This is a genomic window from Sphingosinicella flava (genome assembly GCF_016025255.1).
Taxonomy (GTDB): Bacteria; Pseudomonadota; Alphaproteobacteria; order Sphingomonadales; family Sphingomonadaceae; genus Allosphingosinicella; species Allosphingosinicella flava.
Genome location: NZ_CP065592.1, coordinates 2,347,484 through 2,360,507, shown reverse-complemented (window position 1 = coordinate 2,360,507; position 13,024 = coordinate 2,347,484). Strand labels below are relative to the sequence as shown.

11 protein-coding genes are annotated in these 13,024 nt (G+C 63.9%); 6 read left to right on the top strand and 5 right to left on the bottom strand.

From position 1 onward, the window contains the following. The first annotated feature begins 63 nt into the window (after positions 1–63). From IC614_RS12020 to IC614_RS11995, 6 genes are all read left to right on the top strand, one after another. Positions 64–552, top strand: a complete 489-nt coding sequence (locus tag IC614_RS12020; RefSeq protein WP_200971688.1) for a dihydrofolate reductase — start codon at positions 64–66, stop codon at positions 550–552. Continuing rightward, positions 549–1,589 carry a DUF1176 domain-containing protein gene (locus tag IC614_RS12015; protein ID WP_200971687.1) on the top strand — a complete coding sequence of 347 codons (1,041 nt, stop codon included), beginning with the start codon at positions 549–551 and terminating at the stop codon, positions 1,587–1,589. Before IC614_RS12020 ends, IC614_RS12015 begins: the two co-directional genes overlap by 4 nt. A 45-nt stretch (positions 1,590–1,634) precedes the next feature. After that, a complete protein-coding gene (locus IC614_RS12010) occupies positions 1,635–2,606 on the top strand; it encodes a bifunctional riboflavin kinase/FAD synthetase (protein WP_200971686.1) in 972 nt (323 codons plus the stop codon). A 92-nt stretch (positions 2,607–2,698) separates the two neighbouring features. Then, the gene (gene ileS / locus IC614_RS12005) at positions 2,699–5,764 is read left to right on the top strand and encodes an isoleucine--tRNA ligase (protein ID WP_200971685.1); all 3,066 of its coding nucleotides are present in this window, start codon (positions 2,699–2,701) and stop codon (positions 5,762–5,764) included. An 88-nt stretch (positions 5,765–5,852) separates the two neighbouring features. Further along, positions 5,853–6,347, top strand: a complete 495-nt coding sequence (lspA, locus tag IC614_RS12000) for a signal peptidase II (RefSeq protein WP_200973221.1) — start codon at positions 5,853–5,855, stop codon at positions 6,345–6,347. Positions 6,348–6,352: 5 nt separating this feature from the next. Beyond that, complete coding sequence (locus tag IC614_RS11995) at positions 6,353–6,769, top strand: DUF3035 domain-containing protein (RefSeq protein WP_200971684.1); 417 nt, start codon at positions 6,353–6,355, stop codon at positions 6,767–6,769. Between the two features lie 80 nt (positions 6,770–6,849). Here IC614_RS11995 and IC614_RS11990 read toward each other — a convergent pair whose 3' ends face one another. The 5 genes from IC614_RS11990 to IC614_RS11970 form a co-directional block, all read right to left on the bottom strand. Next, entirely contained in the window at positions 6,850–7,530 is a 681-nt protein-coding gene (locus tag IC614_RS11990) for a TorF family putative porin (protein ID WP_200971683.1), read from the bottom strand. 64 nt (positions 7,531–7,594) lie between these two features. Next, positions 7,595–8,773 (bottom strand): cystathionine beta-lyase, encoded by a 1,179-nt coding sequence (gene metC / locus IC614_RS11985; RefSeq protein ID WP_200971682.1) that lies wholly within the window; start codon positions 8,771–8,773, stop codon positions 7,595–7,597. After that, positions 8,770–9,612, bottom strand: a complete 843-nt coding sequence (locus tag IC614_RS11980) for a sulfurtransferase (RefSeq protein WP_200971681.1) — start codon at positions 9,610–9,612, stop codon at positions 8,770–8,772. Before IC614_RS11980 ends, metC begins: the two co-directional genes overlap by 4 nt. Before the next feature lie 23 nt (positions 9,613–9,635). After that, positions 9,636–11,111 carry a S10 family peptidase gene (locus IC614_RS11975; RefSeq protein WP_200971680.1) on the bottom strand — a complete coding sequence of 492 codons (1,476 nt, stop codon included), beginning with the start codon at positions 11,109–11,111 and terminating at the stop codon, positions 9,636–9,638. Positions 11,112–11,180: 69 nt separating this feature from the next. Then, entirely contained in the window at positions 11,181–12,911 is a 1,731-nt protein-coding gene (locus IC614_RS11970; RefSeq protein ID WP_200971679.1) for a cytochrome c biogenesis protein DipZ, read from the bottom strand. Positions 12,912–13,024 lie beyond the last annotated feature (113 nt).

Here is a 13,024-nt window from a genome sequence, read left to right as displayed (position 1 = left end):
GCGGGAAAGAAGAAGTGAGATTCCAGCTCTCGCTGGAATGACGGGGTAGGGATGTCAACGCGCATGCCCCGTATCGCCATCGTCGTCGCCCGCGCCGAAAACGGCGTAATCGGGAAGGACGGCAAGCTCCCCTGGCACCTCCCCGCCGACCTCAAGCATTTCAAGGCGGTGACGCAAGGCGCGCCGATGATCATGGGCCGCAAGACGTTCGAAAGCCTGCCCGGCCTGCTGCCGGGGCGCCGCCATATCGTCGTCACCCGCGATCCGCTTTGGCGGGCGGCGGGAGCGGAAGTCGCTCGCGGCGTGGAAGAGGCTTTGGCCTTGGCGGGGGGCGAACGCGTATCGGTGATCGGCGGCGCCGAGATCATTCGCCTGTTCGAACCGCTGGCGACCGCCTGGGAATTGACCGAACTGCACTGCGACGCCGATGGCGACACTTTTCTTGATCCCCCGAATCCGCAAAGATGGCGCGAAACGGCGCGCGCGCGGCATCCGGCGGAAAACGGCCATCCCCCTTTCAGTTTCGTGCATCTGGAAAGAGCGACATCATGATATTGGCCCTTCTCGCCCTCGGCATGACCCCGCAGCCGGGCGAGGTGAAGACCTTCGGCGACTGGATGGCCGGATGCGACAATGGCCGCGCCTGCCGCGCGGTGGCGCTGCTTGACGAAAATGGAAGCAGCGATTGGACGATCGCGATCGACCGGGGGGCAGGCCTGTCCGACCTTCCGACCGTCAACTATCGCGAAAATGACCTGCCGGAGACTTGCACCCATTACGACATCTACATTGACGGGGTGAAGCAGCCCCTCGACCTGGCGTCGGCCTGCCCGGACGGCAAGACCATCAAGCTGCGCGAGATCGCCCACGATTATGGCCCCTACGACCCCAATCTGCCCGCGATCCTGAAGGGGAGCCTGATGGAATATCGCCTGGAAGACGGGCGCGTCGCCGCGCGCGTGTCCCTGAAGGGCAGCGCGGCGGCCTTGCGCTACATGGACGAGCAGCAGGGCCGGATCGGAACCGCCACCGCCCTGACGGAAACGGGAAGCGCCGAGCAGGCCCCTCTGCCCGCCCTGCCGGAAATCGCCGCCGTCGCGCCGACGCGCCCGGCCCCGCCCGCGCGGCTCAACAAGGCGCAGATCGTGAAGTGGCAGAAACAGGCGCAATGCGATCTGGCCGGGAGGATGGAAGGCGCGGAAAGCCACCGGCTGGACGACCGCACGAGCCTCATCCTCGCGCCGTGCTGGCTCGCCGCCTACAATGCGGGTTCGCTTGCGCTCATCGCCCGCAAGGCGGACGGCAGCGACGCCGCGCCCGCGCCCATTGCGCGAGATCTTGGCGCGGATGGCACGGCATCGAAAGCCGCGCCGGTCATCGCGGGGGCGGAATGGTCGAAAGCATCCAACCTTCTATCAAGTTATTACAAGGGAAGAGGGATTGGCGATTGCGGCATACGTCAAATCTGGGCCTGGGATGGGCAAGCCTTCCAGCTGGCGTCCGCGGCCAAAATGGATGAATGCCGCGGCTCGGGGGATTTTATCCCGGTTTGGCGGGCGGAAGTCGTCCGCACTGGCTCTTCCCAATGATACGCGCCCGTTGTTCATCCCTGCCGCCTCCCGTATAGCGCGCTGATGGAGCGGCTGGACGGCGGCGCGAAGGTGCCGGAACATCTGCACGGGGGCATCGTCGCGCTCGGCAATTTCGATGGATTTCATCTGGGCCATCAGGCGGTGGTCGGCCGTGCCGTGGAGCGCGCGCGTGCCGAAGGGCGTCCGGCGCTGGTCGCGACCTTCGATCCGCATCCCGTCCGCCATTTTCGCCCCGACACGCCGCCCTTCCGGCTCACCACGCTGGATCAGCGCCAGCGGCTGTTCGCGGAAGCCGGCGCGGACGCAATGCTCGTTTTCCATTTCGACGGGGAATTGGCGAGCGTCACCGCGGAGGATTTCGTCACCGACCGGCTGCTCGCCCGCATCGGCGCGGCGGGCGTGGTGACGGGGGAAGACTTCACGTTCGGCAAAGGGCGCGGCGGCGATACCGGCGTGCTCCGCGCCATGGGCGAAGAGCATGGCTTTTCCGTCGACACGGTCGCGCCGGTGCTGAACGACGGCTTGGCGGTGTCGTCCAGCCGTATCCGCGAAGCGTTGCAGGTCGGCGATTGCGAGACGGCGGCGCGTCTCCTCACCCGGCCCTTCGCGATCGAGGCCATTGTCGAACATGGCGACAAAAGAGGGCGGGCGATCGGCTATCCGACCGCCAATATGAGCCTCGGCAAATATCTCCGTCCCGCCTTCGGCATCTATGCCGTTCGCGGGCGATTGCCGAACGGACGGTCGCTGGATGGGGCCGCGAGCCTCGGCATCCGCCCGATGTTCGACCCGCCCAAGGAATTGCTCGAACCCTATTTCTTCGACTTTTCCGGCAACCTGTACGGACAGAGGGTGGAGGTGGAGCTTATCTCCTACCTGCGCCCGGAAGCGAAATTCCACGATATGGACGCTCTTATCCGCCAGATGGACGCCGATTGTATCGAGGCGAGGCGCCGCCTTTCCCTCTATTCGTCACCCCGGACTGATCCGGGGTCCACGAACACGGGGGGCTAGCCGGAAAAGCCCCGTGTTCATAGATGCTGGGTCAAGTCCAGCATGACGGGTGGTTTGCAAATTGCAAACCACCCGCTAAGCCCGCCACCGACATGTCCGAAAAACCTGACTATAAGAATACCGTCTTCCTGCCGCAGACGGATTTCCCGATGAAGGCCGGCCTCGCGCAGAAGGAGCCGGCCATTCTCGCGCGCTGGTCCGAGCAGGGGCTGTACGACAAGCTCCGCGCGGCGCGCGCGGGCAAGACCCGCTTCATCCTCCACGACGGCCCGCCTTACGCCAATGGCGACATCCATATGGGCCATGCGATGAACAAGGTGCTGAAGGACATCATCGTCCGATCCCGCACCCTGATGGGCTATGACGCGCCTTACGTTCCGGGTTGGGACTGCCACGGCCTCCCCATCGAGTGGAAGGTCGAGGAAGCCTATCGCAAACAGAAGCTCGATAAGGATCAGGTGCCGACCGCCCAATTCCGCGCCGAATGCCGGGCCTATGCCGACAAATGGGTGGATGTGCAGAAGGCGCAATTCCAGCGCCTCGGCATCATGGGCGAGTGGGACGACCCCTATCTCACCATGAATTACGAGGCCGAGGCCGCAATCGTGGCTGAGCTTCTGAAATTCGCCGAAAGCGGCCAGCTCTACCGCGGCGCCAAGCCTGTGATGTGGTCGCCCGTGGAGAAGACCGCTCTGGCCGAAGCCGAAGTGGAATATGAGGACATCACCTCGACCCAGATCGATGTTGGATTTGAGATTGTTGAGGCGCCGAATGCGCCCGAAATAATCGGGACATACGCAGCTATCTGGACCACGACACCGTGGACGATTCCGGTCAATCAAGCTTTGGCGTATGGACCCAACATCCTCTATTTTATCGTATTCGATGGGACAAATCGTTTTCTCGTGGCGGATGCGCTGCTGGAATCGTTCTCACAGCGTACCGGAATTCACATCTCCCCAGCAGCGCGAGCTTTCGCGCTGAAATTGGGCAATGACCATTTCTTGGATGGAAAAATCCCGTCCGACTTAGGCTTCAACGCATTTGAGAACCTAGCTGGGTGGATTCCTGGATCCCGCTTGAAAGATGGAATGGCGATGCACCCGATGCATCACCTGGGCGGCTTCTATGCCAGCCCGCGCCCCCTCCTCCCCGGCGATTTCGTCACCACCGATGCGGGTACCGGCCTTGTCCACATGGCACCGGACCATGGCGAGGACGATTTCCTGCTCTGCAAGGCGCATGGGATCGATCCGGTTTTCGCCGTCACCGACGACGGGCGCTATCGCGAGGATTGGGCGTGGCTCGGCGGCCAGGGCAGCGTCATCAATCCGAAGTTCAATGCGTCGGGCAATGCGTCCAAGATGGAAGAGGGCCCGATCTGCCGCGACCTGCGCGAAGCGGGTGCCTTGCTCGCCGCGTCGGACGATTTCCAGCATAGCTATCCTCACAGCTGGCGCTCCAAGGCGAAGGTCATCTTCCGCTGCACCCCGCAATGGTTCATTCCGATGGATCAGAGCGGGGGTCAGCGTGTCTCGACTTCGCTCGACACGAACGGGGTTGAGGGCTCGCGTGACAAGGACGGAATTGAGGGCAATCCACAACCGTTCGCTTCGAGCGAAGTCGAGAAGCGTGGGCAATGCCACAACAGTGCTTCCATGACCCTCCGCGAAACGGCCATCGCCGCCATCGAAGAGACCCGCTGGGTTCCGGCCAAGGCGCAGAACCGCATAGGCGCGATGGTCGCTGGACGGCCCGACTGGGTCATCTCCCGCCAGCGCGCCTGGGGCGTGCCGATCGCGCTTTATGTGAATCGCAAGACCGGCGACTATCTCCGCGATCCCGCCGTCAACCGGCGGATCGTCGAGGCCTTCAAGAAGAATGGCGCCGATGCCTGGTTCATGGCGCGGCATGAGGAATTGCTCGGGCCCGACCACAATCTCGCCGATTACGACATCGTCACCGACATTCTCGACGTCTGGTTCGACAGCGGCTCCACCCACGCTTATGTGGTCGAGGCCCGCTATGGCGAGGGCACCCGCGCGGACCTGTATGTCGAGGGTTCGGACCAGCATCGCGGCTGGTTCCAATCCTCGCTTCTCGAAAGCTGCGGCACGCGCGGCCGGGCGCCATATGAGGCGGTGCTGACCCACGGCTTCGCGCTCGACCAGAATGGCCGCAAGATGTCCAAGTCGATCGGCAATGTCGTCGATCCGCTGAAGATAATCGACGAAAGCGGTGCGGACATATTGCGGATGTGGGTCGCCTCGACCGATTATTTCGAGGATGTGCGCATCGGCAAGGAAGTGCTCGCGGGCACGTCCGACGCCTACCGCAAGCTCCGCAACACCTTCCGCTATCTGCTCGGCGCGCTCGGCGATTTCACCGGGGCAGAGCGCGTTGCGGCGCGGGACATGCCTGAGCTGGAACGTTGGGTGCTCCACCGCCTCGCGCTTCTCGACGCGGAGCTGAAATCGGCGGCTGAGACCTTCGAATTCAATCGCTACACGCGCGCGATCACCAATTTCGCAAATGACGACCTGTCGGCTTTCTTCTTCGATATCCGCAAGGACAGCCTCTACTGCGATGCGCCGACCTCGGCGAAGCGCCGCGCCTATCGCACCGTTCTCGACATCGTCTTCCACGCGCTGGTGCGCTGGTCCGCGCCAATCCTTTGCTTCACGGCCGAGGAAGTGTGGGCGAGCCGCTATCCCGAGGAGGAGTCCATCCATCTGGAAACTTGGCCGGAAGTCGATGCCGCGTGGCGCGATGATGGGCTGGCTCAGAAGTGGGAACGCCTGAGAGAATATCGTCGTCTCGTAACCGAGACCATTGAGCCTTTCCGTCGCGAAAAGATCATACGCTCGAGCTTGGAAGCCAGTGTGACGGTTCACCACAGCCGACCCCACGATATTGCCTCTTATTCAGAAGACGAACTGGCCGAATATTTTATCGTCTCTCAAGTGGCCCTGGAACCGGAGGCATTGTCTAGCGAGGTGGCCGAAACCAGCGACACCCTTTCCCAAAATATTTTGGGAATTTCGGTGGAAGTAGCTCGCACGGACAATGAAAAATGCGGCCGCTGTTGGCGTCATTTGCCGGAAGTGAAGGAAGAAGGTGCGCTTTGCGCCCGCTGCGACGAGGTTCTCCATGGTTGATACGCACGACACATCGTTCGTCCCGAGCGAAGTCGAGGGGCGTCAGCACGAGCGCGCCTCGACTTCGCTCGGCACGAACGGAAAAGATATGACCTACAAAAGGCTTGGCCTGATCATCGCCGCCCTCATCTTCATCGCCGACCAGGCGACGAAATGGCTGATGATCGGCCCGCTGCAGCTTCAGCAGCGCGGCCTCATCGAAGTGCTGCCGATCTTCGACCTGCGCTGGACGGAAAATCGCGGCGTTTCCATGGGCTTCCTGACCGCCAGCACCGAGACGGGCCGCTGGCTTCTCGTCGCCATGACTGCCGCGATTGCCACGGGCGTCCTTGTCTGGTTGTGGCGGGAGAAGAACAAGCTCGACGCCATCGCCCTGTCGATGGTGCTCGGTGGCGCGCTCGGGAATATCGTCGATCGCACGCGTTTCGGCTATGTCGTGGACTTCGCCGATCTGCATTTTGGTGACGTTCATCCCTTTTTGGTATTCAATGTCGCCGATGCTGCCATTAGCATCGGCGTTCTGTTATTGGTCGTCCGCGCGCTTTTGACTCGCGAGCCGAAGGCCACTCGGAAGGAAATTTGATAAAAATGCGTATCGTGAAATTCGCTCTTGCCCTGACGGCGGCAACCTTGATCGCGGGCTGCGGCACGACGAACGGACTTTCGAACCGCAACGCGCCGGACGAATTCGCGGTGACGCGCAACCAGCCGCTCGTCATCCCGCCCGATTTCGCGCTGACCCCGCCACGTCCGGGCGAAGCGGCCGCGCAGGGCGTCGACAGCCGGGCCCAGGCGATCGATGTTCTGTTTGGCGGCCCGGCCCCGCGCAGCGCGGCCGAGCAGCAGGTGATCAATCAGGCCAATGGCGACGCGTCGACGGTCGGCGCGCGCACGACCGCCAGCGATCCCAACACGCCGGTCGTCGACAAGGGCGCCGTTACCCAGACCATCATCGCCGCCCCGGAAGGCCCCGGCCAGGAAGCCACGGTTTCCACGCCGCAATAAGGTTGCGGATGCGCTGTTGCGCTCCTGCCCAGTCTTTCAGAGTGATGTTGCTTGGCTCCTGCTTTCGCAGGAGCGCGAGGTCAAAAACCCACACCTAGTGACAGCACTAGGCCGGCATCCTGCCCCGGCAGATCGGGCAAATCGGTGTCGACATAGCGGATGCCCGCATTGATGGGGCCGAAACTCTTCCGCGCGCCGACCGACCAGTTCCAATAGCTGCCGAAAGCGCCCCAATCCTGCCGCCCGGCCTGAGCGGAAACGGTGACACCCGTCGCCGGAATTCCCGCTTCCAGCCCGCCGAACAGGTAGAGCATGTCCTCATCGCCGATCGCGTCCTGCGCCCAGGCATATTTGGCGCCCGCCGTCGCCTCGATAGGCCCCAGTTGATAGGAGAGCGAGGCATAGGGCTCCGCATAATCGGTGTCGCCATCGCCGCCCGGAAAGAGATAATATTGGATCCCGGCGTCCACCGACAGGCCCGGTCCCACCTGCGTCGAATAGCCGCCATAGAGGTCGAGCTGGACATCGCCATAATCCGCGACATCGTTCAACGTCGTGCCCTGCACGCCCGCGTAGAAAGCGCCGCTCGACACGGTGACCGACCCCTGCAGCGCCGGATCCTCGCCCGAACGCGACACGCCGCGGAAGCGATAATCGGACATCACAGTCACATCGGCGTCGACCGACACGCCGGTTCCCGGAACCTGGGCGGCGGCGGGCGTTGCGGCGGCGAACAAGAGGGCCGGCAGGAGGAGACGCATGACAAATCCTTCGCGAGAAAAAGCTGCTCTTCCCCTGCCCCACTTGGCGTGGAGTCGCAATCCGTTACGGCGCGATCCGCGCGAGGCCCCGGGCGAGATCGGCGATGAGATCGTCCGGATCCTCAAGGCCGATATGCAGCCGCACGATCAGGCCCTCGTCCGCCCGCCGCGTCGCCGTGCGGATGCGGTCGAGATCCACGGGGAGCGCAAGGCTTTCATAACCGCCCCAGGAAAAGCCGATGCCGAAATGACGAAGGCCGTCGATGAAGCGCGCGCGCGCCGCATCGTCGCTGGTCTTAAGCACAATCGAGAAAAGGCCGGACGCACCCTTGAAGTCGCGCGCCCACAAGGCATGGCCGGGCGTATCCGGAAGGGCCGGGTGCAGCACCCGCGCCACTTCGGGCCGGTCGGCGAGCCAGTGCGCGACCTTCAGTCCGCTTTCTTCATGCCGGCGCAGCCGCACCCCCAGTGTCCGCAAGCCGCGCAGGGTGAGATAGGCATCGTCCGGCGCCGCGCACTGGCCGAAGGCGCGCGTCGCGCGCTGCAATGCGTTCCAGGCCGCAGGCGCCGCCGTCACCGATCCCATCATGGCGTCGGAATGGCCGCAAATATACTTGGTGCAGGCGAGAATAGCGAAGTCGACGCCGCGCCCGATCGCAGGGAAAAGCAAAGGCGTCGCCCAGGTGTTGTCGAGCAGGGTGACGACCCCCAGCGCCTTCGCCCGGGCGCAGATGCCCGGCACGTCCTGCAATTCCATGGTGAGCGATCCCGGGCTTTCGAGAAAGATGGCACGCACGGAGGGGTCGAGCAATGCGTCTATATCGCCGCACGGATCGTAATAAATCGTCTCGACGCTCAAGCCCGCGAGCACATCGTCGCAAAAGGCGCGGGTCGGGGCATAGACGGTATCGGGCACCAGCAGCCGGTCCCCGGGCTTGACCACCGCCATCAGGGCCGTCGCGATGGCGGCGAGGCCGGAAGGAAATAATCTGGTCCCGGCGGCTCCCGGCTCCAGCGCGGTCAGCGCCTCTTCGAGCGCCCAGGTCGTCGGCGTCCCCTGCCGCCCATAATGCAGGCGATGCGGCTGCCCGATGCTCGCGCGCATGTCCGCGACGCTGTCGAACAGGATGGTGGAGGCATGATGGACCGGCGGATTGACGAGGCCCGCCGTCCATTCCTTGCGCCGCCCGCCGGACACGAGTTGAGTGTCTGGCCGGATATCGGGGCTCTCTTCCTCGCTCACGCGCGGCCCGTCGCCTTGGGGGTTGCGGGGTCGCTACCCCATTCGGCCCAGCTGCCATCGTATAGCCGGGCATCGTCCTTGCCGATGAGATGGGCGGCGAACAGCAGCGAGCAGGCGGTGACGCCCGACCCGCAGGTCGCGATCATCGGCTTGGCGAGGTCGATCCCGGCGGCGTCGAAGGCGGCGCGCAGCTCCTCGCCCGTCCTGAAGGTGCCGTCCGCCGCGTAGAGACTGGCATAAGGGAGGTTGCACGAGCCCGGAATATGGCCCGCCGCCATGTCGGGCCGGGGCTCCGGCTCCTCGCCCGAAAAGCGTCCCGCGCCACGCGCGTCGACAATCTCATGCTCCGACGAGTGGACGAGGCCGGACACATAATCCTTGTCCGCCACGCGCGCCGTATCGAGGGCCGCCGTGAAATGAGCGGAGCGTATCTGGGGCGCCCCTTTTTCCTCCGGCTGCCCTTCCGCCCGCCATTTTTCCAGCCCGCCATCCAGGATCGCGACCTCGCCCGCGCCATAGGATTTGAGGAGAAACCATCCCCGCGCCGCCGTGTGGAGGGGCGAATTGTCGTAGACGACGATGCGGTCGCCATCGCCGAGGCCCAGCGCCTTCATGCGGCTCGCGAACTTATGGTCCGGCGGCAGCTTGCCGACCACCGGCGCGTCGTTGCGCGTCAGCTCGCCAATGTCGAGGAAGACCGCGCCTGGAATATGCCCGGCCTCATATTCGGCCCGCGCATCGCGGTCGCCACCGGGCAGGAACCATGTCGCGTCGACGATCCTGAGGTCGGGCGCGCCGAGGTTCGAAGCCAGCCATTGGGTCGAAACGAGCGAGTCCATGTCCGCCTCCTGGTCACTCTCGACTAACGGGCGCGAATGAAGTTCCTCACATCGCGGCTGAGTGCTGCCCGATCTTCGTCACGAACATACATCATGTGCCCCGACCCATAATAGCGATACTCAATCCGTTCGACGGGAAAGCCAGTCCGGCCAAGCGCATATTCGGCGCCAAAGAAAGGCGTGGCGAAATCGTAATAGCCCTGACCCACGAACACCCGCAAATCGCTATTTTCCCGCATTGCCCGGGCGATATAAGGGGCGACGCTGCGATAATAACGGCTATCCCCTCCACCGATATTCCAGTCCCAATCGCCGACGCTGCCGATCGTCACATATTGGCGTTCGGTGTCGAACTTCAGACCGTCGCGCACCCAGCTGTTGATGGCGGCCGCATAGCCGCCGTCGATGCCGTAGAAGCTCGGGTCGTTGTCCGGCGTCTCACCCGCATTGTCGAAATCCCGTCCAGTATAACGGGCATCCAGCCGGCCGATCGTAAGGTTCCGGTCGCGAAGCAGCTCCTTGTAAAAACGGCTGTCCGTCACGCGCAGGTCGGCATTTTCCAGATATTGTTCGGACAGGCCGGTGTAACGCGCAAGCCGGCGGCGGATGTCCGCGCGCTCGTCGCCCTTCAAGGCCTGTCCTTTAAGCAAGGCGGTGGCATATTCGCCGGCCGCGAAGCGCCGCGCTTCGTCCACAAAGGTTTCGAGCGGCGGGGCATCGGGAACCTTGCCATGGAAATGCGCGGCGGCGGCCATGGACGGCAGGAACAGGATATAGGGCATTTCATTGCCCTCCACATTCGCCTGCGCGCCGAAATCGAGAATGGTGGAAATGAGAATGATGCCGTTCAGCGAAATATCGTTGAACGCGCCTTCGAGCTCGTTCGCCACCGCGGCCGAACGCGTGGTGCCATAGCTTTCGCCGCCAAGATATTTGGGCGCGTTCCAGCGGCGATTTTGGGTGAGCCAGATGCGAATGAATTCGGCGACGGATTTCGCATCGGCGGTCACACCCCAATAATCCTTGGGATCGGTCTTGCCGAGCGCATGGCTGAAACCCGTGCCGACCGGATCGATGAAAACAATGTCGGTCACGTCGAGGAGCGCGTCCGGATTGTCGACGATCGGGTAAGGCGGCCCACCATCGTCTCGCGCATCTGAAGGTATGGCTACCCGCTTCGGCCCGAACGCGCCCATGTGCAGCCAGACCGATCCTGAGCCGGGACCGCCGTTGAACAAGAAGGTGACGGGCCGGTCGGGGTCGTGTCCATCCTTGACGTAAGCGGTCGAAAAGATGGCGGCCTTCGGCGTGCCGTCCTTATCCTTAAGATAGGTTTCGCCGGCCGTCGCCGTGTAGGCGATCCGCTGGCCGCCGAAGGTGCCAATATGCTTCGTCACCGACACGGTCGGCGCCTTGACCGGCGCGGTTTCTTCCTTGGCTTTGTTCGCGGACGATTCCTGCGAGGCCGCCGGTGAAACGGCAAGGCACCAGGCCAACATTATGGATGTGGCAACGTTGACAGATTTCACGCGCAATCCCTCCCCTGTGCGGAGATGATGGCATACCTGTCAGCCGAAGGTAAAGGCGAAAGCCTCCACGCCGGGTTCCTCGAAGAGAATTTCGAACTGGGTCTGCCGCCCGCGTCCGGGATGACGGACGAGCTGGTAAAGCCTCTGTTCTCGAACCGTGCCGTAGCCGTTCGCATCCACGTCGACCCCCGCCGCGTCGCCCGGCGGCTTGCCGTCGATCAGCACGCGGAACCGCACCGGCTTGCCGCTCGCGCCCAGGACGAGATGCAAGTCGCGGGCGAAGAAGTGATAGCGGATGCCCCCGGACGGGCCGGTCAGCAGCCCGCTTTGCGGGCCGACCCGCCACTGGCCGGACAAGGCCCATTGGTTGAGGCCGAGCTCGTCGGGATAAGCATAGGTGCGGATACGGTTGAGCGCGAAGCCGCCGGGCGACTTGAACTCCTCGGCCCGCGCATAGCCGACATAGGTTTCGGGCGATCGCGATCCGCCGCCCGCCGCCGCCTGGGCGCCCGTCGCGCGCACATCGACCGGCGGCATGTTGCCCGGCGTCCGCCCCGCCTCGCGCAGCAAGGTCCGGATCACCCCTTCGGATTGCGCGTAATCGCCTTCGCCGAAATGGTGGTAGCGGACGCGTCCCTGCGCATCGATGAAATAATGGGCGGGCCAATAGCGATTGCCGAAGGCGCGCCACACTGCATAATCATTGTCGATCGCCACCGGATAGCGGATGCCGAGGTCCGCCATGGCCTTGCGGACATTGTCCACATCCTTCTCGAACGCGAATTCCGGCGCGTGGACGCCGATCACCACCAGCCCTTCCGGCCCATAGCGTTCCGCCCAGGCGCGGACATAGGGGATGGAGCGGATGCAGTTGATGCAGGAATAGGTCCAGAAATCGATCAGCACGACCTTCCCGCGCAACCCTTCGCGGGTCAGCGGCGGGGAGTTGAGCCAGGTGGTGATGCCATCGAGCGGCGGCATGCGCCCTTCGACCGGCAACGGCGCGCCCGATGCGACTTCGGAGCTTTGGGACTCGTCCATGTCGACGCCGAGCAGGCGCGACAATCCGCCTTCGATGGAGCTCGTCTGCGATTGCGAAAGGCGGGCGAGCAGGCGCGTATCGAGGCCCAGGGCAATGGCGGCGACACCGATCAGGACGAGCAGGCCAAGGGCGCGGCGCACCCATTCGCTGACCCCGAGCGAGCGTTTCATCGCCGCGAACAGGCGGCCGCCGAGAAGAAGCGCGAGCGCCAGCGAAGTCGCGGACCCGGCCGCATAGGCAAGAAGGAGCAGGCTCGTCTCGACGCTGGCGCCCTGAAGGGCGGCGCCGGTGAGGATGAGGCCGAGGATCGGCCCCGCGCAAGGGGCCCAGAGCAGACCTGTCGCTACGCCGAGCAAGAGGGAAGGCGCGGCTGTGCCGCCGCCCTGCCGCGCGTCGTCCACCGACTGCGACAGGCGGGAGCCCAAGGCGACGAGCGGGCGGGTGAGCCGGTCGGCAAGAGCAGGAAAAAGCAGGGTCAGCCCGAAGAAGGCGAGAAGCGCGATCGCCGCCCAGCGCCCGTAACGGTTGGCCTCCACCGCCCAGCCGCCGCCGACCGCCGCCAATGTTCCCACGACCGCGAAGGTGAGCGCCATGCCGATCAGCAAGGGAAGGCCGCTTTTCAGAAAGGGCAGATCGGACCGCGCGAAGACGAATGGCAGGACCGGCAAGATGCAGGGGCTGATGATGGTGAGGACACCGCCAAGATAGGCCAGGAGCAGAAGAAGCATGCATCCTCCTTGGTTTGCATGTCGATTCCCGCACCCTCCAAAAGATGCGGCGCGGCGCCAGCGGAATTATTTCATTCCCGCCCCGTTCCGTCTGCAACAAAGGATCGGCCTCT